This is a genomic window from Hyphomonas sp. ske169 (assembly GCF_056850855.1).
Window position 1 is genome coordinate 1,336,880 of the sequence record NZ_CP096146.1, and the last position, 21,634, is coordinate 1,358,513.

Annotated in this window: 20 protein-coding genes; 15 read left to right on the forward strand and 5 right to left on the reverse strand. The window is 56.7% G+C overall.

What is annotated here, in order from left to right; translation table 11 throughout:
* Positions 1 to 2: 2 nt before the first annotated feature.
* Positions 3 to 737 (reverse strand): TIGR04283 family arsenosugar biosynthesis glycosyltransferase, encoded by a 735-nt coding sequence (locus MY069_RS06375; RefSeq protein WP_482796235.1) that lies wholly within the window; start codon positions 735 to 737, stop codon positions 3 to 5.
* A 121-nt stretch (positions 738 to 858) separates the two neighbouring features.
* Between MY069_RS06375 and MY069_RS06380 the strand changes: the two genes are divergently transcribed.
* The 3 genes from MY069_RS06380 to MY069_RS06390 all read left to right on the forward strand — a co-directional run bounded on the left by MY069_RS06380 (position 859) and on the right by MY069_RS06390 (position 3,777).
* Complete coding sequence (locus MY069_RS06380; protein ID WP_482796236.1) at positions 859 to 1,614, forward strand: hypothetical protein; 756 nt, start codon at positions 859 to 861, stop codon at positions 1,612 to 1,614.
* Positions 1,615 to 1,689: 75 nt separating this feature from the next.
* Positions 1,690 to 3,231 (forward strand): helicase HerA-like domain-containing protein, encoded by a 1,542-nt coding sequence (locus tag MY069_RS06385; protein ID WP_482796237.1) that lies wholly within the window; start codon positions 1,690 to 1,692, stop codon positions 3,229 to 3,231.
* Positions 3,232 to 3,240: 9 nt separating this feature from the next.
* Entirely contained in the window at positions 3,241 to 3,777 is a 537-nt protein-coding gene (locus MY069_RS06390) for a TetR/AcrR family transcriptional regulator (protein ID WP_482796238.1), read from the forward strand.
* On the opposite strand, the gene MY069_RS06395 is transcribed toward MY069_RS06390, so the two are convergent.
* A complete protein-coding gene (locus MY069_RS06395; RefSeq protein ID WP_482796239.1) occupies positions 3,774 to 4,691 on the reverse strand; it encodes a class I SAM-dependent methyltransferase in 918 nt (305 codons plus the stop codon). The genes MY069_RS06390 and MY069_RS06395 overlap by 4 nt on opposite strands.
* Before the next feature lie 174 nt (positions 4,692 to 4,865).
* Here MY069_RS06395 and MY069_RS06400 point away from each other — a divergent pair, with 174 nt between their 5' ends.
* From MY069_RS06400 to MY069_RS06410, 3 genes are all read left to right on the forward strand, one after another.
* Positions 4,866 to 6,296 (forward strand): aldehyde dehydrogenase family protein, encoded by a 1,431-nt coding sequence (locus tag MY069_RS06400; RefSeq protein ID WP_482796240.1) that lies wholly within the window; start codon positions 4,866 to 4,868, stop codon positions 6,294 to 6,296.
* A gap of 210 nt (positions 6,297 to 6,506) precedes the next feature.
* Positions 6,507 to 7,310: a mechanosensitive ion channel family protein gene (locus MY069_RS06405; RefSeq protein ID WP_482796684.1), complete on the forward strand. Its 804-nt coding sequence runs from the start codon at positions 6,507 to 6,509 to the stop codon at positions 7,308 to 7,310.
* A 226-nt stretch (positions 7,311 to 7,536) separates the two neighbouring features.
* On the forward strand, positions 7,537 to 8,130 hold the full coding sequence (locus tag MY069_RS06410; protein WP_482796241.1) for a CC0125/CC1285 family lipoprotein: 594 nt from the start codon (positions 7,537 to 7,539) through the stop codon (positions 8,128 to 8,130).
* Between the two features lie 93 nt (positions 8,131 to 8,223).
* On the opposite strand, the gene MY069_RS06415 is transcribed toward MY069_RS06410, so the two are convergent.
* A complete protein-coding gene (locus MY069_RS06415) occupies positions 8,224 to 9,003 on the reverse strand; it encodes an SDR family NAD(P)-dependent oxidoreductase (protein ID WP_482796242.1) in 780 nt (259 codons plus the stop codon).
* A 58-nt stretch (positions 9,004 to 9,061) separates the two neighbouring features.
* On the opposite strand from MY069_RS06415, the gene MY069_RS06420 reads away from it, so the two are divergent.
* On the forward strand, positions 9,062 to 9,475 hold the full coding sequence (locus MY069_RS06420; protein WP_482796243.1) for a YkvA family protein: 414 nt from the start codon (positions 9,062 to 9,064) through the stop codon (positions 9,473 to 9,475).
* Here the strand turns inward: MY069_RS06420 and MY069_RS06425 are convergent.
* Positions 9,472 to 10,830 carry a penicillin-binding protein activator gene (locus MY069_RS06425; protein WP_482796244.1) on the reverse strand — a complete coding sequence of 453 codons (1,359 nt, stop codon included), beginning with the start codon at positions 10,828 to 10,830 and terminating at the stop codon, positions 9,472 to 9,474. The two genes, MY069_RS06420 and MY069_RS06425, sit on opposite strands and share 4 nt — an antisense overlap.
* A gap of 37 nt (positions 10,831 to 10,867) precedes the next feature.
* On the opposite strand from MY069_RS06425, the gene rsmI reads away from it, so the two are divergent.
* The 8 genes from rsmI (at position 10,868) to MY069_RS06465 (ending at position 19,196) form a co-directional block, all read left to right on the forward strand.
* Positions 10,868 to 11,749, forward strand: coding sequence for a 16S rRNA (cytidine(1402)-2'-O)-methyltransferase (rsmI, locus tag MY069_RS06430; protein ID WP_482796245.1), 882 nt, complete (start codon positions 10,868 to 10,870; stop codon positions 11,747 to 11,749).
* Positions 11,742 to 12,104: a YraN family protein gene (locus MY069_RS06435; protein ID WP_482796246.1), complete on the forward strand. Its 363-nt coding sequence runs from the start codon at positions 11,742 to 11,744 to the stop codon at positions 12,102 to 12,104. The genes rsmI and MY069_RS06435 overlap by 8 nt, the downstream gene beginning before the upstream one ends.
* 80 nt (positions 12,105 to 12,184) lie before the next feature.
* Positions 12,185 to 12,835, forward strand: a complete 651-nt coding sequence (locus tag MY069_RS06440) for a BON domain-containing protein (RefSeq protein WP_482796247.1) — start codon at positions 12,185 to 12,187, stop codon at positions 12,833 to 12,835.
* A 77-nt stretch (positions 12,836 to 12,912) separates the two neighbouring features.
* Positions 12,913 to 13,863 carry a glutathione synthase gene (gene gshB, locus MY069_RS06445; RefSeq protein ID WP_482796248.1) on the forward strand — a complete coding sequence of 317 codons (951 nt, stop codon included), beginning with the start codon at positions 12,913 to 12,915 and terminating at the stop codon, positions 13,861 to 13,863.
* 28 nt (positions 13,864 to 13,891) lie between these two features.
* Positions 13,892 to 14,281: a hypothetical protein gene (locus MY069_RS06450; protein ID WP_482796249.1), complete on the forward strand. Its 390-nt coding sequence runs from the start codon at positions 13,892 to 13,894 to the stop codon at positions 14,279 to 14,281.
* A 66-nt stretch (positions 14,282 to 14,347) separates the two neighbouring features.
* The gene (locus tag MY069_RS06455; protein ID WP_482796250.1) at positions 14,348 to 15,901 is read left to right on the forward strand and encodes a YifB family Mg chelatase-like AAA ATPase; all 1,554 of its coding nucleotides are present in this window, start codon (positions 14,348 to 14,350) and stop codon (positions 15,899 to 15,901) included.
* 47 nt (positions 15,902 to 15,948) lie between these two features.
* On the forward strand, positions 15,949 to 17,427 hold the full coding sequence (locus tag MY069_RS06460; RefSeq protein ID WP_482796251.1) for a response regulator: 1,479 nt from the start codon (positions 15,949 to 15,951) through the stop codon (positions 17,425 to 17,427).
* Positions 17,424 to 19,196 (forward strand): MFS transporter, encoded by a 1,773-nt coding sequence (locus MY069_RS06465; RefSeq protein WP_482796252.1) that lies wholly within the window; start codon positions 17,424 to 17,426, stop codon positions 19,194 to 19,196. The genes MY069_RS06460 and MY069_RS06465 overlap by 4 nt, the downstream gene beginning before the upstream one ends.
* Here the strand turns inward: MY069_RS06465 and MY069_RS06470 are convergent.
* Entirely contained in the window at positions 19,193 to 21,466 is a 2,274-nt protein-coding gene (locus tag MY069_RS06470; RefSeq protein ID WP_482796253.1) for an NADP-dependent malic enzyme, read from the reverse strand. The genes MY069_RS06465 and MY069_RS06470 overlap by 4 nt on opposite strands.
* Positions 21,467 to 21,634: the final 168 nt, after the last annotated feature.

Sequence of the window (21,634 nt, forward strand, 5' to 3'; positions counted from 1 at the left end):
ACCTAGCGAACGTCTTCGTAATGCTGTGAGAGCCGTTCTGGTTTCGCGCCAAATCCCCACATGAGGCCGACATAAAGATAAGTCAGATTGGCGCGCCAAAAGCCCCATTCAGCGACGCGCCGATCGGACGACCAGACTTTGCGCGGCACCTGGCGAACGCGGCCAAACCCGCCTCGCACGATGCGCAGGCACATATCCGCTTCTTCCATGATTTTTTGGCTGGGATCCCAACCACCAACCGCTTCGAAGTCGCGCTTGCGGCAAACAATCACTTGATCCCCGAACAATAGCCGGGCGCCGCGGAAGAAAGAAAACGTCCGAAAAAGCAGCGGCGCGTACCAGGTTTTGATAAAATTATGCGCGGTCGTGATCCGGCGTACACCCGCCGCGCCGCGCATCACCGAGATGAACCCCGCAAGGGCGGTCGTGTGATCCTGCAACACGCCGTCGACGAGATCCACGAAATCAGATGGCACTTCCGTGTCAGCATGCAGAAAGCAAAGCTGGTCTCCCCGGGCTTTGCGTGCACCGGCATTCATTTGGCCGGCCCGTCCCGGCACAAGATCGGTCAAAACTTGGACTCCCGCTGCGCGCGCAATCTCAACCGTTCGGTCATCGCTGCCAGCGTCTGCCACAATGATCTCCTGTGGCGGCGGGTTCAATGCCGCAACGCTGGCGAGCGTTGCCGGAAGCGCCATCTCTTCGTTCAAAGTCGGTATGATGATCGATAGCGGCATGCTCAGGGAATAGACCCTTTGAGTGAAAGAGGAAATTCAAGATGTCTTGATCTTGGCCACCGACCCGCAAATTACGGAGAATTAAGCGCGCATCGCAGGTTTTTGGGTCTAAGCAACGCGCATGGCTGGAGGATGGAAATCCAAACGGTGGGGCCGCGCCGCAATCGTAATGATTGCTACAGGCGCGCATATTGCGATCGCGACTGTTTTTCTGGGACATGAGTTTCGAGCCGATATTCTGTTCGAACCTGACATTTTAGAGATTGAGCTGGCCGAGTTGGATCCTGAGGAAATGGAGACACCCGATCTGATCGACAGCGAACCTGAACCGGAACCAGATCCCGCGCCGCCACCTGCTACAGCACCGCCGCCCGAAACTGAGCCGGAACCTCCCCCACCCAAACCCGCACAGACACCAGCCGCCGCGCCAAGCGTCCTCACCCAATTAGAAACCGCGCCAACTGGAGAGGTCGTAGCATCGATGGACTCTGTGGCGGTCGGGTCGGCCAATCAGGATGCGGCTGATGCCGTTTCAGCAGGACAAGTGGCGGCCGTGCTCGAAAAAATGCATTGTTTGAAACTGAAGCGACATGAGGAAGGCGCTTGCCCGCCCGCCGATCCGTTCGAAGTTGCGATCGCGGCTGCCGAACGAGACATTCCGCCCGAAAGCCTATTCGCTGACCCGCGCTATATTTCGCTTTCTGTTAGCGATAAACGCTTCGAACGCGAAGCGGCAAACCGGTTTCATTGGCCGGATAAGGACTTGTTCGTCGATCCTTTGCCGCCGGGGACGAACGATGCGCGCCGTATTCGCAATGGACAAGAACCGCTTTGGAGCCAAGACATGCGAGACGGGTTTCGTAAATCGGACGATTAGCGCCCAGTTCTGAGCTCATCTCTTGCTCCGCCTTGCAAACACAGTACTTTGCCGCCGTTACAGAGGGAGCTCAGCATGGGTGACAGGATCTTTATTGGCGGCGCAGATATGGATGGCGAGGGCACGCCGAATGATGCGCAATCGCTGCTCCTCAATCGCGCCAACCGCCACGGCATCGTCGCCGGCGCAACGGGTACCGGTAAAACCGTGACGCTGCAAATCCTGGCCGAAGGCTTTGCGAATGAAGGCGTGCCAGTCTTCTGTGCGGATGTAAAAGGCGACTTGTCTGGGATCTGCGTGTCTGGATCGCCTGAGCATAAACTGCATCCAAAACTCGTCTCTCGCGCCGAAAAAATCGGGTTTGAAGATTACGGTTATGGCGCCACGCCAACTGTGTTTTGGGACGTATTTGGTGAGAAGGGTCACCCGGTCCGCACCACGATCTCTGATATGGGGCCGCTGCTCCTCTCACGTCTAATGGATCTGTCTGAGACCCAAGAAGGCGTGCTCACCGTGGCGTTTGAATATGCTGATGATGAAGGCATGCTGCTGCTCGACCTGAAAGACCTGCGGAAGCTGCTCAATCATATGGGAGACAAAGAGGTCCGGGATGCGATCAGCCGCGAATATGGCAATGTCGCCACTGCGAGCCTGGGCGCGATCCAAAGACGCCTCCTCGTTTTAGAGCGCGAAGGCGCGGAGCAATTCTTTGGCGAACCGGCGCTGGACCTGAAGGACTTTATGCGCACCACGCGAGATGGCCGCGGGGTCGTCAACGTGCTCGACTCGACCACGCTGATCAACAGCCCCCGCCTCTATTCAACCTTCTTGCTTTGGCTTTTGTCGCAACTGTTCGAAGAGCTGCCAGAAGTGGGCGACCCAGAAAAACCAAAAATGGTCTTCTTTTTTGATGAAGCGCACTTGCTGTTCAATGATGCGCCGCGCGCGCTCTTGGAGAAAATTGAGCAAGTCGTGCGCCTGATCCGCTCAAAAGGGATTGGCGTGTTCTTTGTCACGCAAAACCCGCGCGACCTGCCCGACAGCGTGCTGGCCCAGCTCGGCAACCGCATCCAGCACGCCCTGCGTGCTTATACGCCTTCAGAACGCAAAGGCGTGAAAGCGGCCGCACAGTCTTTCCGAGAAAACCCGTCTTTTGACGCCGAAGAAGTGATTACCGATCTCGGTGTGGGCGAAGCTTTGGTCTCGACCCTGGATGAGAAAGGCGCCCCTGGCATTGTCCAACGGACGCTGATCCGTCCGCCAAGCTCAAGGCTCGGCCCGGCCACGGAAGAAGAACGCAAAGCTGAGATGGAAAACAGTCCAGTCCTTGGCCTGTATGATGAAGCGATTGACCGCGAGTCGGCTTATGAAATCCTACTGAAGCGGGAAGAAGACGCTGCAGAGGCCGCTGAAAAACTGGCTAAGGAAGAAGAGAAAGCCGCGGCAGAGCTTGAAAAGAAAAAAGCGCGCGAGAAGAAGAAGAAAAAAACCACCACGCGCCGCCGCAGCTCGCGGATGACCACGACTGAACGCGCGGTCAACACAGCCACGCGCACAATCGCTCGCGATATCACCAAATACGTTTTGCGCGGTATTTTCGGCGGCCGCGTGCGCTAGGAGCTGGCGGTGGCAGCGGCACAAGACAAACGTTCTGAGCTGATCGACAAACTGGCTGATCACGTTTTGGCGGAGGGCCTGCTGCATGCTAGTCTCCGCCCGCTCGCCAAGGCCGTCGGGACGAGCGATCGAATGCTGCTCTATTATTTCAAGGACAAGGACGAGCTGATCGAGGCCGTCCTCGATCGCATCGCAGCTCGGATCACCGCCATCTTAGGACAGTCCACCGCGCCAGAGCCGCTCCCTTTGGACGTCTTGGCGCCGATGTTGGTCGAGAACATGAAATCCGAACTGTTCTGGCCTTATTTGAGGCTTTGGCTCGAAGTTGCAGCACTGTCCGCTGGCGGTGATCCGCTCTATAAGACCTGCGGCGAACGGATCGGACGCGGCTTTGTGGCGTGGGGCAAACAACAGCTCGCTGCGCCAAATGAAGCGGCGCGAGAACGCGATGCGGCGAAGCTCTTGGTTCAAGTTGAAGGCAGTGTCCTACTGCGCAGTTTGGGTCTAGAAGACGTGGTTGACCTCGCCAATACGCCGCAAGCCTAGCGAGCCTTTCGAGACGCCTGGATCAGCAATGTTGACCCGCACGCGCTCCTTGGCGGAGACACCCGTTGCAAAGGCCAAGACAAACAGAATGCGAGAATCTTTCGCCACCGCAAAGCGCGACCGAACCGTCGTGCTTTCCGTCCTGGCAGCCAGTTCGAGAGTTTCGCCATCCACCAAAGCTGATATTCCCAAGGTTCGACCTGGAATCGCGTCACTGCATCAACCTTCAGTCCTGCCGTTTCTAGCAGATGCTTCAACGCCGCTTCCGTCCACCAGGTGATGTGATGCGGCGGCGCGTTGAGCATGAAGTCAGGCAAGTCTGCGACATAGCTTTCGGCATCGGGCACGCCGATCATCAGCGTTCCATCTGGCGCGAGACACTGGATCATTTCGGCGATGAAATCCTGTGGCGCGGGCACATGTTCGAGGACTTGAAACGCCGTGATGATATTGGCGGGGCGATAATCGGCACTGCCGCGCCAAGTGCTCATTGTCTGGCACCGTAGATCGCGACCGGCCCGGCGCCCGGCAAGGATGGCCTCCGGATCGCTTTCGAGCCCGATATAGCCGACACGCTCAAGGTGCCGCGCAAAATCGCCAATGCCAGCGCCAACATCTAACACAAACGCACCTGCCGCTACGACGCTTGCCGCGTGAACGTGTTCGCGCTTTTGCGCAGGGTGATACCATTTGAACGCGCGGAGCTGTTGATAGAAAGCAGCATCACCGAGGATGGGGGGATCAAAGTGTAAGACGCCGCTACCAGGATCGCGTTTCAGCTCAATCTGGTCAGCGCCTTCAAACAAAGCAGCGACGTCGATCCCGAAATCCTGGCGCCAAGCACGCACGAGGTCTGGCACTGGAATGCGTTCGAGCAGGTCGCGCTCACGCTGGCCATTTGTAAGAACCGTCATCCCGACATTCTAACTCATGCTGCTAGAAAAACAGCACACAAGCCCGTGAGAGAACGCGCGTTTCCGCTGCGTGTGGGCTTCCCTCGAGGCATTGCTGTGCTTAAATAAACGGTGACGCTCGTGTCAGGCTTCTGCACGCGGCGAAACCTAAACATATCACGGGAGGCGTAAGCCATGAAAGAGTATCTCCAATTCTATATTAATGGCGAATGGGTCGACCCGGTCGAACCGCGCACGCTCGACGTCGAAAACCCAGCCACTGAAGAACCATTTGCGACCATCTCGCTTGGCTCTTCGGCTGACGTTGATAAAGCCGTCGCCGCCGCAAAGGCCGCCTTCGAGACCTTCTCCCAAACCAGTGTCGAGTATCGCGCGGACCTGCTCGATAAAATCACTGCGGGCATCCAGGCTCGTATGGGCGAAATGGCCGAAGCCATTTCAGACGAGATGGGCGCGCCGATGTGGCTCGCGAATGCCGCGCAAGTCCCAGCCGGCATGGGCCATGTCGCAACCATGAGCCAGATTCTGCGCAATTATGAGTTTGAAGAACAGCGCGGCACCACTCTGCTACGCAAAGAGCCGATCGGCGTTTGCGGCTTCATCACGCCATGGAATTGGCCGCTGAACCAGATCACTTGTAAAGTTGCACCAGCGATCGCCGCCGGCTGCACAATGGTCCTGAAGCCATCTGAAATCTCGCCTCTAAATGCGATGATCTTCACAGAAGTTATGCACGAAGCTGGTGTTCCGCCTGGCGTGTTTAACCTTGTAAATGGCGACGGCCCAAGCGTCGGCGCACACCTCTCTGGCCACCCAGACGTCGACATGATGAGCTTCACTGGCTCAACCCGCGCCGGCATCCTGGTGGCTCAAGCCGCGGCGCCAACTGTGAAACGCGTCGCTCAAGAGCTTGGCGGTAAGTCGCCAAACATTGTCCTGCCAAGCGCCGATCTTCAAAAAGCGGTCGGTGGCGGCGTCATGCAAATGATGACCAATTCCGGTCAGTCTTGTAACGCTCCAAGCCGGATGTTTGTTCCGCGTGAGAGCAATGAAGAAGCCAAAGCGATCGCGAAAGCGGCGGCTGAAGCGGTCAAAGTGCAAATGCCGCGCGAAGCCGACAAAGGCGCGATTGGCCCAATCTCAAACGGCAACCAATATGCAAAAGTCCAGGATCTGATCCAAAAAGGCATCGACGAGGGCGCAACCCTTGTTGCCGGCGGCACCGGACGCCCAGAAGGCCTCAATCGCGGCTACTTTGCGCGCCCAACCGTGTTCGCAGATGTCACCAATGAGATGACTATTGCCCGCGAAGAAATCTTCGGACCGGTCTTGGTCATGATCCCTTATGACAGTGTCGATGAAGCGGTCGAAATGGCCAATGACACCGAATATGGCCTGGCGGGCTATGTGCAAGGCGAGCCTGCTGAAGCAGCGAAAATCGCCAATCGCATCCGCGCGGGACAGATCCAAGTGAACGGCCAAGGTCCAGACTTCTCTGCACCATTTGGCGGCTATAAGCAGTCAGGCAATGGCCGCGAATGGGGCGAGCACGGGTTTGAGGAATTCCTCGAAGTGAAAGCCGTCATGGGCGCCGCTGCGGCGTAGCTTTATTTCCATCGGATTTGAGAGGGCGGGCCATTGGTTCGCCCTTTTTCTTTGCAGCCAGCTCTGTTCTCGCGCCCTTGCCTGCCAGACAATTCTCCCCCTAACATCACGCATGGGGACAAGGCGAAAGCGCTCAGCTCCCCGGATCGAACACATAAAGGGGGTTTCGTTCACATGGAATTTTTAGAGCAAATCTTAGAGCCAATCGGCATGGAAGCGCAGGCAGGCCCGATCTTATCTGGCGCCACCAACGTCTTGTTAGCCTTGGTTATTCTGATTGTTGGTTTCTGGATCGCGGGCCGAGTAGGCGCCTTTGTGCGCGGCATCGGTAAGCAGCACAAAAATCTCGACGATACGCTGTTCAACTTCCTCGGAAGCTTGGCGCGTTACGTCATCCTCGCATTCGTAGTGATCGCTGTTCTGAACCGGTTTGGCGTGGAAACCACTTCAATCGTTGCGCTTCTCGGTGCCGCGGGTCTAGCCGTTGGTCTCGCGCTGCAAGGGGCCATGTCGAACTTGGCGGCGGGCGTCATGCTGATGATCTTCCGGCCGTACAAAGTTGGCGATTTTATCGACGCGGCAGGCAATTTCGGCAATGTCGAAGAGATTACGCTTTTCACCACCGTGCTGCGGACATTTGACCATCAACAGATCATTATTCCGAACGGGAAAATCTGGGGTGAGCAAATCGTCAATCACAGCCATCACGAAGTGCGCGGCGTAGAGCTGACCTTTGGTGTGTCTTACGATTCCGACATCGACAAAACCCGCGACGTGATCAAGAAAGTTTTCGCCGATCACCCGCTAATTTTGGATGATCCGGAGCCGGTCATCGTGGTTTCGACCCTAAATGATAGCTCGGTCGATTTTGCCACCCGGCCGTTTGTCAAAGGCGAGCATTGGTTTGATGTACGGTTCACCGTGCCGGAACTGGTCAAAAAGGCTTTGGATGAAGCCGGTATCGAAATCCCATTCCCGCACCAAAAAGTCATCCTGTTCAAAGGTGACGAATAGCGCTGTCGGCAAAAAAAGAGGGGGGCTTTGCCTGCTGCCCCCCTTAAGATGACGCTGTGAAAGCAAGGAGAAAGAGAGGTCACCTCCACCTGCGTCCCCCGGACTTTCTTTTAACAAAACCTGCCTCAGCAGACCGTGACGCGGGTCACAGTTTCGCGATTTATCTGGCGTTCAGCTTGCATATGTTAACTGAACGTGAATGCTTAGGCTGAGGAGATCGACGGAAATGACTGAACTACGTCTTACATCTGCATTGGCGGCCCTTGCGGTATTAAGCGCCTGCGCAACAGCGACGCCCTATCAAGCCGCAACCGACAATCAACGCGGATATGCCAACCAGCAAATCGAAAGCAATCGATGGCAAATCAGCTTTGCTGGCAACAGTCTGACCGACCGGCAAACCGTCGAAACCTATCTCCTGTATCGCGCCGCTGAGCTCACCGATATGGAAGGCTATGACTATTTCTCAGTCGTTCAGCGCGCCACAGACGAAAACCGGCGCGTCGTATCGACCGGCTTCCACGATCCATTCTATTCCGGTTTCCTGTGTGATTACCGTTTCTACGGGCGAACTGGTCGCCTCTATGGCTATCCGCACAGTTGGTATTCCCGCCGCGCCGCGTTCCGTGGCTTTCACGGCCCATACGGCTATCACGACCCATTCTGGGGCAACGGATTCGATTTCCGCGAGATCGTTCGCTACGAAGCGACGTCAGAAATCGTCATGGGCAAAGGCGAAAAGCCAGATGATCCATCCTTTTTTAACGCCGATGAGGTTTTGATGAACCTAGCAGGGCGTATCGTACGTCCAGACGTGTGATCCCCTGCTGCGTAGAGTTTAGTAGAGTATCTGTAGAGTGGAAAAAGCCCGCCAATCTGGCGGGCTTTGACCTTTTCGATACGGGCGTCCGTCTTAGCGAGGCGCCATGCGGATCGCGCCGTCAAGCCGAACGTCTTCACCGTTAAAGTACCCGTTCTTACACATTTCGACGGCCAAAGACGCATATTCGTCTGGATTGCCCAGCCGCGCTGGGTTTGGCACTTGAGCGCCAAGCGCTTGGCGCACTTTTTCAGGCGCACCGGCTAGAAGCGGTGTGTCAAAGATGCCAGGCAGGATTGTATTCACGCGGATCAGTTCCCGCGATAGGTCGCGCGCGATTGGCAGGGTCATACCAACCACACCGCCCTTAGACGCAGAATAAGAAGCCTGGCCAATCTGACCATCTTCAGCGGCAACAGAGGCCGTGTTCACCATCGCGCCGCGCTCACCATTGATTGGGTCGAGCGTCATCATGCCAGCCGCCGATTTTGCGATGCAGCGGAATGTGCCGACCAAGTTGATTTGAATGATCAGGTCAAATTTATCGAGCGGGAAATGCGTGATCTCGCCGGTCTCTTTATTGCGGCTTGCGGTTTTGATTGCGTTGCCAGTGCCAGCGCAATTGATCAAGATCCGCTCTTGGCCGATCGCGGCGCGTGCTTTTTCAAATCCGGCATCGACGCTCTCATCAGAGGTCACGTTGACCTCGCAAAAGACACCGCCAATCTCGCTCGCCACGGCTTCGCCTTTTTCCGCATTTAGATCGAAAAGCGCGCATTTAACGCCATGACTCGCGAGCAGTCTTGCCGTTGCTGCGCCTAGGCCCGAAGCGCCTCCGGTGATGACGGCAGAAATGTTTGAGTTGAGTTCCATGAGAAGTCCTCCAATATGGGTACTGGAGGCGATGTAGAAGGAAGTACGCTAGCGGCCAATGTCTGACCCCACGGAAATCATCATAGAAAACGGTGAAACTGTCCCGACACAGCTTCCGATCCCGACGGAACGGCAGCGAAAACGCACCAAACGCAAGCTTGTTCCCAAGCTTTTGCGGGTGGCTGGGCGTATTCCATTCGCTGATGATTTAGCCTCAGCCTATTATTGTGCAATCGATGCTGAGACCCCGATGAAGGTCAAAATGGTGCTGTTCGCGGCGCTCGGATATTTCGTCCTACCTGTCGACGCCATTCCAGACGTTCTGACGGGGCTCGGTTTCACTGATGATGCGACCGTGCTCGCAACAGCTCTTGGGATTGTTGGGGCGCATATCCGCGAGCCGCATCGTATCGCAGCCCGTCGTCTATTGGGTCTTCCCGCCGCTCCTGCTCCCGAAGGGGCCGAGGCTTAGCCGATTGTTGGGTCGAAGCTTGGCGAGACGGGCAGGATTTCTGTAACCCCGCTGCCGTCTTCGGCCGTCGGATCAATCTCCATAATCGCCAGCGAGCGTTCCGCTGTGCCGTCATCGCGGAAGCGGAACAGGCCGTTCACACCCATAAAGCCATCGCGATTGATCAATTCGCCTGGCGTCAGCGTGCCATCTTCGGACAGAGCAGCAACCAATGCCGCCGCATCATAAGACACCGCGGCGAGCGAAGACGGCGCTGCGCCATAAAGGCGGGCAAACCGGGTTTCAAAATCTGCGATATCTGCCGAAGGCGCCGTCGGGAACCAAGCGCCCCGCAAGCTCGGCTCACGCCAAACATCTGGATCATCCCAGCTGCTCGTGCCGAGCATTTTAACCGTCCGCGTATCAACCCCATGATAGGCGAGCAGTGGTGCAATGCGGCGCAACCGGTTGCCGCGTTCAGGCACCAAAACCGCGACCCGAGCCCCTGAGGCAACTGCAGAGGCGATGGTTGAGGCGAAATATTCGGCCTCGGTATTCGGATTATTAGACGAGGCTGGATAGAAGCCAGAGGTCAGCATGAAGCCGCCATTTTGCAGAACCGCCGTCTGCATCGCCGCTTCGATCCGCGTGCCAAGGCTGCTTTGTGGCCCGAAAAACGCGAATTGGTCATAGCCTCTCAACGCTGCATATTCGACAATAGCAGAGACTTCCTCTTCCGGCGCAATCGATGCCAACCAAGCGCCATAGCTCGCCACAGATCGGTCATTGGAAAAGGCAATCACCGGCTTTGCATCTTCAGCCGGCTCTGCGCCCATGCCGAAGAAACCAGTCTCAACTTCCGGTGTCAGCGCTTCTTTGACCGGCTGCACATTCGCGCCGAAGAGCGGGCCTAAAACCACATCCACTTGTTTATCACGAAGCCCTTCAGCTGCGCTGACCGCTTGGCTCAAGGATCCACCTGTATCGGTCGGGATCAGCACGAGATTGGGATTATCAAAATCAAACAGAGCTAGCTCGATCCCGGCGAGCATGCCTTCGGCCTGTTGCCGCACGCGCTCATTTGGGTGCGAGAAGGGCAATAAGACCCCGGCGCGAATAATCTCGCGTCCTTCCATATGCGGCGGCGTATAGGGGCCCGCAGGAATGCTGAGATCGTCCATATCCTCTTCTTCAACCCCTGCCGTATCCGTGCCCTCACCCTCTGTTCCGGGGACGGGATCGACCCGCGGATTTCCGGTTGAAATCGGCCCGACAGGCCCGGGAGATTGGGTTGCGCATCCGGCCAGCGCCAAGAAGCCTGCAAAAAAGAGGATTGGCAGAGGCGAACGGACGCGCAATGTTGTCGGCAATGTCATCTATAATCCCTTTTTTCCAACGCAGGAGGATCGCGAAGTGAGTCGCGACTCCGACGAGCCTAATTCTCGGACCGAGGCTGCGCAAGCGCTCGATCCTGGTCTTTACATCGTCGCCACGCCGATTGGAAATCTGCGTGACATCACCTTGCGCGCCATCGACACGTTGCGCGCTGCGGATGAAATCCTGGCGGAAGACACACGGGTCGCTCGGCGGCTCATGGATGCGTATGATATTCGCGCGAAACTCACCCCTTATCATGACCATAATGGGGCGAAGCGGCGACCAGAAATCTTAGAAAAACTGTCAAGCGGGGCTGTGATCGCGCAGATCAGCGATGCTGGCACCCCGATGGTCTCTGATCCAGGTTGGAAACTCGCGCGCGACGCCTTGGATGCGGGGCACAGAGTTTTCCCCATTCCGGGCGCCTCCGCTCTGCTGGCAGGCTTAGTCGCGAGCGGCCTCGCCAGCGACCGGTTCATGTTTTGCGGGTTCTTGCCGCCGAAAGCCGGTGCGCGAAAAAGCGCCCTCAGCGCCTTGGCTGCCGTGCCAAGCACGCTCGTCTTCTACGAATCCGGACCGCGATTGGTGGACTGCTTACAAGCAGCAACAGAAACCCTAGGCGGCGCGCGAGAGGCGGCGGTCTGCCGCGAGCTGACAAAATTATTCGAAGAGACAAAACGCGGCTCGCTCAAATCGCTCTCTGAGCATTATGCTGAGAATGGTCCACCCAAGGGCGAGATCGTCATCCTGATTGGACCACCGATAAAAGTTGAGGCCGATCAAGACACCATTGATGACGCGCTGCGCCAAGCGCTGGCAACTCAGCCGGTCAAACAGGCAGCCACAGAAATCGCTGACCTGTTTGATCTGCCCAAACGGCAGATCTATCAGCGCGCCCTCGCCTTGAAGGATGGCTAATCGGGATCGCCGGGGAGCAGAACGAAGAGGTCGCCGGGCGGAAACCTTTGCCGCCGTCTGGCTGCGCCTAAAAGGCTATCAGATCTTAGCAAGCCGGTTTAAATGCAAAGTGGGTGAGATCGACCTTATCGCGAAGCGTGGGTCAGTGCTGGCGCTGATTGAGGTGAAGCAGCGTCCGACGACGGATGTCGCCGCATCTTCTGTCCCGCAAAGAAATTGGTTGCGGATTGCGGCAGCGGCAGAGGTGTGGGCTTCGCGTCAGACAAAGATTGCCCAGTTGGATTGGCGCTATGATCTCGTTGCAATCACGCCACGTTCATTTCCGAAACATTATCGTGATTTCTGGCGCCCTTGATTGACGCCGCATTATCGCCCTATCCCTCCCCTAATTGAGCGGGATGATTCGAGCATGCCGTTATTGAAGGAGATCTGATCATGTCCCGTACTCTTGCCAGTCTAAGCCTTCTTTGCCTGCTGCCGGGTCTGAGCGGATGCGCGACCGCGATTGTTGGCGCCGCGGGCGCAACAGCTGTTACAGCAACGCAGGAACGCTCATTTGGCGAAGCTCTGGATGACGCTGCTGTTTCAAACGAAATCAAGTCACGCCTCCTTGCGCACGGCGGCATGGGCGAGGTTGATGTTGAAGTGGCCGCGGGCCTGGTCCTGCTATCGGGTCGTGTTCAAACGCCGGAATTGCGCCTCAAAGCCGAAAGCATTGCCTGGTCAGTCAAGCGCGCCGCGGATGTTGCAAACGAGGTCCGGATCGAGTCGCCAGGCGGCTTTTTCGCGAACGCCTCAGACGAGCTGATCTCGACCCGCGTGCGGGCGCGTCTCCTTGGCTCCTCCTCTGTGCAAGCCAGCAATTTCAATGTCGAGACCTATGGCGGCACGGTCTATTTGCTGGGCATCGCGCGCTCTGCAGAAGAGCTAGAAAAAGCCGCGGAAGAAGCCAGCATTGTCGGCGGGGTCAACCAAGTCGTTTCGTATGTCAGATTGCGCAATGAGCGCGGTGAAATCGTGCCCTACACACCCGGTGCGCCCGCAGACTTTGACAATGGCGAGCTGCTTGGTGGCCCCGGCAGCTAAACCCAGCTTTCACAATCTAATTCTTTGCAATCGCGGACTTTATCCTCATATAGGCGACGCCAGATTGAGGAGCTGCCATGAGCTTGCGCGTTGCGATCCAAACCGATCCACTCGAAACCGCGGTCGTTGAGTCGAATACGACTTTCGCGCTTGCCGAAGCCGCGCAAAAGATTGGCGCTGAGCTGTTTGAGTATCAGCCCGAAAATCTCTCTTATCGTGAAGGGCGCATCACCGCATATGCCCGTCCGATGACGGTTCAGCGCGTTCCGGGAACGCCCGCGCTTTTCAAAGACCGCATCTCGCTTGATCTAAGAGAAGACGTTGATGTCGTATTGATGCGGCAAGATCCGCCCTTTGACATGGCTTATATTACCGCCTGTCACCTGCTCGAATTGCTCGCGCCAGACACATTGGTGATGAATGACCCCACCCACGTGCGGTCGGGCCCTGAAAAGCTCTACCCGCTTTTAGTGCCTGAGTTTATGCCGCCCACTCTGATTTCGCGCGATACCACGGAAATCGCGGCGTTCCGAGCCGATCATAAAGACGTGATCGTCAAACCTCTTTACGGATTTGGCGGCGGCGATGTGTTCCGGGTGAAACCAGATGATAGTAATTTCGGCGCGCTGATCGAACTCTTCCTCGGACGCACGCGCGAGCCGCTGATCGTTCAAGCCTTTCTCCCGGCGGTCGCAGATGGCGACAAACGAATCATTTTGATCAATGGTGAAGCGGTCGGCGGCTTTAATCGTGTGCCTCTGAAGGGCCACGCTCGATCTAATCTAGCCGTCGGCGGCACCGCAGAACCGAGCGAGCTGAGCGAGGCAGACCTCGCCATCTGCGCCGCCATCGGCCCAGACCTAAAGGCGCGCGGACAGGTTCTGGTTGGAATTGATGTGATTGGCGGACGCCTCACAGAAGTGAACAACACCTCGCCAACCGGCGTCCAACAAGTTCGTGACTTTACAGGCCGCGATCCAGCGGCAATGTTTTGGCAAGTTGTGCAGGATAAGCTTGCCAACAAATAGCCGCACGGCCACAATAGGAGCCATGAACATGAAAGCTCTTTCCATCGCCTCTTTAATCGCGCTTGGTATTGCAGGGACTGCCTGCTCGCAAGACGCGGAAACAGAAACAGAGACCGTTCAACCTGCTGAAGAAACAAATGCGGCAGCTGATGTTGGCGGTAGCTTCAATCTCGGATTGCCAACCGAAATGGGTACTGGGGCCCAAGCCGATACAAGCGGGTTCAATCTTGCTTTGCCCGGCGACGCACCTGCCAGTACGGATGGGTTCAACCTCACGACAGAAGTATCGGCGTCGAATGGCCTCTCGGATATCCCTGAAATCGCGACAGATATTGTGCCTGCGGATGCCGAGAACGCGATTCCGGAAGTGCTCGAAACCGAAGCCGCAGACGACGAGCCGGTCATTCGCCTCGAATAAAAATATAGCTCGTTCTTTATTTGTTCCAATCTTTCTGATACTGAAGTATTTAGAAAGGGTGGAGCAATGGTCGCACGCATAACCACATTTTCATTTGAAGGCATTGAGGCAAAACCTGTCGATGTACAAGTACATATGGCGGGCGGAAACCAACCGGCTTTTATGATTGTCGGCTTGCCCGACAAAGCGGTGGCGGAAAGCCGCGAGCGTGTGCGCGCCGCATTTAGCGCAATCGGTCTCGCACTCCCGCCTAAACGGATCACAGTAAATCTTGCTCCTGCCGACCTCCCTAAAGAAGGCAGCCATTATGACCTTGCGATCGCACTTGGGGTGATGGCGGTGATGGGCCTGTTTCCGGCGGATATGCTGGACGGCTATGCGGCGCTTGGGGAACTATCGCTCGATGGCCAACTCGGCCCAACTCTAGGCGCTCTGCCCGCAGCGATTAAAGCCCTCGATATGGATTTGCGCTTGATTTGCCCTGAGGTCTGCGGCCCCGAGGCTGCTTGGGCGGGACAAGGCAATCTCGCCGCACCGAACCTGATCAGTTTGATCAACCATTTTACCGGCCGCGCGCCGCTGAGCTGTCCGCCGCCTGGTGAGATCCCAGCTTCTACGACTGGACCCGATTTGCGGGAAGTTCGCGGCCAAGAAGGTGCCAAACGGGTCTTAGAAATCGCAGCGGCGGGCGGTCACAATCTCCTTTTTTGCGGCCCGCCGGGATCAGGAAAGTCCATGCTCGCCAAGCGGTTGCCCGGTCTGTTACCGCCTTTATCCGCCCGGGAACTTCTCGATGTGTCCCAGATCCAATCGGTGTCGGGACTGCTGGAGCGCGGACAACTCTCTCGTGAGCGCCCTTTCCGCGCGCCGCATCATTCCGCCTCGATGGCGGCATTGGTCGGCGGCGGCGTGCGCGCTCGGCCCGGTGAAATCTCACTCGCTCATCATGGCGTATTGTTCTTGGACGAATTGCCGGAATTCTCCGCCCAGGTCTTGGACAGCCTGCGCCAGCCGCTCGAAGATGGCGTCGTCACAATATCGCGCGCCAACCGGCACGTCCAATATCCGGCTCGCTTTCAACTCATCGCCGCGATGAATCCCTGTCGCTGCGGCGGCGGGCATGGCGATGGCGCCTGCCGCAAAGGCCCAAAATGCGCGGAACACTATCAAGCGCGGCTCTCCGGTCCATTCCTCGACCGGATTGACCTGTTCTTCGACACCCCGCCCGTCACGGCCATCGACTTAATCCTCCCGCCAAGCACCGAAGGCAGCGCTGATGTCGCAAAGCGGGTTGCTCAAGCTCGAGAGGCTCAACAAGCTCGATATGAGGAACTCGAGGATCACAATCACGCCCGCGCCCTAAATGTCGATGCGACGGGTGATCTACTAGAAAAGCACGCGCTCCCGGATGCCTCTGGGCAGGCTCTGATTGCCGATGCGGCGGTCAAGCTCGGCCTCTCCGCGCGGTCTTATCACCGGGTCTTGAAAGTCGCGCGCACCATTGCTGACCTGGATGGCGCCACACAGGTCAAACGGGTGCATGTCGCTGAAGCGCTGTCCTATCGTCGCCGACCTGCACAGGAATTACAAACAAACCGGCCAAATGCGCTGGCATATTAAGCGGCGAAATTAAGCAAATCCTCAGCAGCTTATGTCATGCTGGCTGAATGAGTGATGAGTCTGCAAAACTAAGCCCGGAACAGTCTTTCTTGGCCACAACCAGTCATGAAATCCGAACGCCGTTGAACGGCATCCTCGGAACCGTTTCCTTGCTACTCGAAACTGAGCTCTCTCCCGCCCAGCGTGAGTATGCCGACGCGATCCAAAACTCGGGCGAGCGATTGTTAGATTTGCTCAACAATATTCTCGATTTCGCGCGCCTCGATTCTGGCTCTATTGCGCTCTCCTCGGAAGTTTTTCGACCCAGCGCTCTGGCGCGAGAAGTGGTCGAACTCTTGTCGCCAAAAGCGCATGCCCACGGCCTTGATATTGCGCTGCGCTGCCGGATCGATCGCGGACTCACACTGCGCGGAGATGCCGGAAAGACCCGCCAAATCCTGTTCAATCTTATCGGCAATGCGATCAAATTTACCGAGACTGGCGGCATCCTTGTCGACCTGTCTCATGAGAACGGCACACTCACCGTCGACATCTACGATACCGGCCCTGGCATTTCGGAGCAGGGACAGGCCGATTTGTTCAAAGCGTTTCAACAGGTCAGCCATGAAGACGCCCAAAAAGATGGCGGCGTCGGGCTTGGCCTAGCCATCGTACAGCGCATTTGTGAGGCGCTTGGCGGCGACATCTCGGTCACCAGCACCGTCGGATTAGGGACCCGCTTCCGCGTTCAAATTCCATTTGCTAGCGAAGCCAGCAATCTCGACTATGCGGCGAACGACCCCATCGAAGGCCGGATCGCGCTGGTAGGATTGCCGGCGGCTAGCACACTTGCAGTGACAGAAGCCCTGACGCGGGCAGGAGCAACAGTTTTGAATGTGGCGCCGCCAGAAGCCGCGCTTTCAGTCAATGCGGATCTCATTTTTGCGAGCGCAGACCTTCCCCAAGCCACGCTTCAAGTCTTGTGCAAATTCGCCCCAGTGCTGATCATTCTGCGCCAAGAAGACCGCGCAGAAATGCCAAGGTTCCGCAAAATGGGCGCCTCCGGTTGGCTCGTTCGGCCGCTACGCGCGGCGTCTGTGGTAGACCGAACCGGGCTTGCCATTTCGGGCGAGAATAGTCCGCCCGAAGAAACTGAGGGGTCTAAGAGCGGCCGCGTCCTGATCGCCGATGACAATCCAATTAATACACTGATCGCGCAACGCGCCTTGGAATCGTCAGGATTCACCGTCACGGTGGCAACAACTGGGCGAGAGGCCCTCGACGCCGTCGAGCAAATCAGTCCAGACTTGATTTTGATGGATTTAAGGATGCCCATCATGGACGGTTTTGAAGCGACGCGACGCCTCCGAGCAAACGGCATTAAGACGCCGGTGATTGCGGTGTCGGCAGAAATCAATCCGGAAATTGAACAGCGCGCCCGCAAAGCCGGCGCGGACGGCGTTGCGGCAAAACCGCTTGAAGCCGAAGCCCTCCGCCAACTCGCCTTCAAATGGGTCGGCCTATCATCTCAAGCAGGCGCTGCGTGAGCGAGGCGACGGCGGACACCACACGGTCTGAGTCTAGGCTGCTCCGCGCGTTCAAGTCGCTAAATGACCGGAAAATGGCCGCGATGGTCATTCTCTCATTCGCTGCAAGTCTTCCCTATGGTGCGGTACTAGGGGTACTGACCGCGTGGCTTACGGAAGAAGGTGTCGGTCCAGCGGTTATCGGGGCGATAGGCCTCGGAACCATGGGATACGCGTTTAAGTATCTCTGGGCACCAGGCTTCCAACGCGCCAAACAGCTTCCCTTCTTACGGATCGGGGGGCGCCGGTCGTGGTTGCTGTTTTTGCAAGCAGCGATCTCAGTTGCGCTAATGGTGCTCGCGTTTTCCAATCCGGCTCAAAATATCGGCCTGGTCACCGTAATTGCATTCGTCATTACATTACTCTCTCCGACCCATGACCTGATCCTCGATGCCTGGCGGATCGAAGTTGCAGAGTCAGAAGAAGACAAAGACCTTATGTCGGCGCTATATCAATTCGGCTACAAGGCTGGCGGGTTTGTCAGCGGCTTTCTCGCGCTCATCCTTGCCGCCCGGATCGGATGGGTGAATGTTTATCTCATGATCGCGGTGTTTATGGCACTTTGCATCATCGGCAGCTTACTGGCCCCCGAGCCAAAAGCGACGAAAACGGCGGAAGATGGCAGCTATGAACATATCAGCTTCCAACCCAGTTTACCGCAAAACTTGGTCAATTTCGGAGTTGCTATTGTCGCGCTGAGTTGGCTGGTTGCGTTTGCGCTAATCGGCAATTTCTTGATCTCATTTGTGAGCGATCCCGAAGGCTCAAGCGCGCGCTTATTTGTCCGCAATCAAGGGTGGTTGATCGTCTCGCTCACGGTTCTTGTGCCCACGATAACTTCAGCTTGGTTGGTATTCACTCAAAACGGCAAGCCCTCATCAATCCGTGTCGGAGCGGCAGCGCCGAACAAAACGATAGCGTTTCAAGGCGTCTTGTTTCGAGCTATTTTTGATCCCCTGATGGATCTGCTCGTACGGCTCAGATGGGGCATCATTCTGGTTATCGGCTTGGCGTTGATGTACCGTTTTACAGATGCCGTATGGGGCTCGCTTGCCTATGCCTTCTATCTTGGCGAGAATTATGGTGCGCTGGGGCATTCACTCGACGATGTGGCCATCGCGTCGAAATTCTCTGGCGTGATTGCCACCATATTTGGAGCCTTTCTCGGCGCTGCATTGATCACCGTTCTGGGGCGAATGCCGATCCTTTTTATCGGCGCTATCGTCGCAGCGGTCACTAATCTTCTTTATGCAGATCTTGCTGCAGGCGGCGCTTATGTAGATGCATTCCTCGCCCTAACCCGATTGGACGTTCCCCTCATTGCGTTCGCAGAATGGGCCGCCGTTATGCAGCCGGAAGAAGTGGCCATCCCGCCTGATCAAGGACAGCGCATGGCGCGCTTGATGCTGACAATATTCGCTGAGAACATTGCGGGCGGCCTGGCGCTCGTAGCGATAACCGCATATCTAACCAGCATCGTGAACCCGCGGTTCGCAACGATGCAGTATGCGCTCCTGGTTTCGCTCACAATGCTGCTGGGAACACTTGGCCGCGCCTGGTTGGGCGAACTGATGGAATCAGACGGATTCTACAATGTTTTCGTTCTGACCTTCTGGCTTGGCGGTATCGCGGTGGTGCTTTGTGTCCTCGAATGGATCCGCCAATCGAGAACCAAAGACGCTTCAGAAAGCCTTATTCTGAACCAGCAAATCGCAAGTTCGGCCGACTAAGACCCAACCCGGTCAATGTCGAAAGCCGCAACCGTAGCCAGATTGACAATATCGTTCACCGTGGCGCCGAGAGAGGCGATCTGAACGGACTTGGACATGCCGAGTAGGACGGGTCCGATGATCGTCGCACGCGACATCCCTTCCAGCAATTTGGTCGAAATCGACGCTGAGTGGATGGCCGGCATAACCAATACGTTCGCTTCGCCAGATAAGCGTGAGAATGGATACAGCACTTTGTGCATCGGGTTCAGCGCAACGTCTGCTGCGATGTCGCCTTCATATTCAAAATCGCAATCACCACAGGCATCCAAGATCGAGACGGCGTCGCGAACTTTTTCAGCGCGCTCGCCCATCGGGTTGCCAAAGGTCGAATAGGACAGGAACGCGACACGCGGCGTAAATCCAAGGCGTTTTACAGCATTTGCAGCTTCTTTGGCGATCCCAGCCAGCTGCTCGCCATCTGGCAACTCATTGACGCTGGTATCGGCGATGAAGATCGTTTTCCCGCGATTGATCACCATCGACATGCCGATCACGTCGGAGTCTGGTAGTGGGTCGAGTGATAAACGCACGTCTGTCAGACACACATCATAATTCCGGGTCACACCAGTCACCATGCCGTCGGCATCACCATGGGCGAGCATGCAGCAGCCGAAAACGTTCCGGTCTTGATTGACCAGCCGTTGCGCATCGCGCTTCAGGTATCCGCGGCGCTGCAAGCGGCCATAGAGATAATCCGTATAGTCAGCATTGCGGTCTGATAGGCGCGCATTGATGATTTCCAGTGCCCCTTCTGGCACACCCATTTGCTTCATCGTCCGCTCAACTTGCGCTTCCCGCCCGATCAGGACCGGGTGCCCCAGTCCTTGCTGTTTGAACGTCCAAGCGGCCCGGACGACTTGCGGTTCCTCGCCTTCGGCAAAGACGATCCGTTTTTGATCGCGACGAACTGCAGATTGAACCCCTTGCAGGAACGATGCAGTTGGGTCGAGCCGGCGCGCCAAGGAATGGCGATACTCTTCCATATCCGCAATCGGCTTACGCGCGACGCCGGTGTCCATCGCGGCCTGCGCAACGAATGGCGGAATAAAGCTGATCAGACGCGGGTCAAACGGCGTCGGGATGATATAGTCGCGGCCAAATTGCGGGCGGGCGCCGTGATAGGCGGCGGCCACTTCATCGGGCACGTCTTCACGGGCCAGTTCAGCCAAAGCGCGCGCTGCGGCGACTTTCATTTCTTCATTGATCCCGCGGGCACGGACGTCGAGCGCGCCGCGGAAAATATAAGGGAAACCGAGCACATTATTGACCTGGTTTGGGTAATCAGAACGGCCGGTCGCAATAATCGCATCACCACGCACGGCTTTGATTTCCTCGGGTCGGATTTCCGGATCCGGGTTCGCCATCGCGAAGATAATCGGATCCTTGGCCATTGATTTGACCATGTCCTGATTGACCGCACCTTTGACTGAAAGACCAAGGAAACAATCGGCGCCTTCCATGGCTTCCGCCAAGGTGCGTTTCTCAGTCTTCACCGTGAATGCCGACTTGAACTGATCCATTTTCTCAGTCCGGCCTTCATAAAGAATGCCGGAACTATCGGCCATTAGGATATTCTCGGCTTTGACCCCGAGATGCCGGATCAGTCCTGCGACGGATAGACCGGCAGCGCCGGCGCCAGAGACGGCGACTTTCAAGTCTTCTAAGCGGCGTCCGGTGATCGCGCAGGCATTGATGATGCCAGCCGCTGCGATGATCGCCGTACCATGCTGATCATCGTGGAAAACAGGAATATCGAGTTCGTCCCGCAGGCGCTGTTCAATAATAAAAGCCTCCGGCGAGGCGATGTCTTCGAGATTGATCCCACCCCAGGTCGCGCCGATATTGCGCACGACCGTACAGAACTCGTCCACGTCCTTGGTTTGCACTTCGACATCGAAACTATCGATGTCTGCGAACCGTTTGAACAGGACTGATTTACCTTCCATGACGGGCTTTGAGGCCATCGCCCCGAGATCGCCTAGACCAAGGATGGCGGTTCCGTTTGAGATCACCGCTACAGTGTTGCCTTTGGCCGTGTAATCATAGGCGAGGTCTTCGTCCTCCCCGATTGCTTCGACGGGCACCGCAACACCAGGACTGTAGGCCAAAGACAGATCGCGCTGCGTCTGCATTGGCTTGGTTGGCATCATTGAGATTTTGCCGGGTACCGGGTGAGCGTGAAAATCAAGCGCTTCTTGATCGGTGAAGCTTGGACGCTTGGTGGTCATGATCGAATCGCCTTTCGAGGCTTTTAAATTTTGTGGAGCCTCATAAGCCTGTCCGCAAGGGGGGACAAGCGTTTGTGATTGCTTTATTCGAGATGCCTCTTGAAGGATTCGCAAGACTGTGCCCGACACCGCTAAACCTGTGAAAACACCCAAGGCGCCGACGCCCTT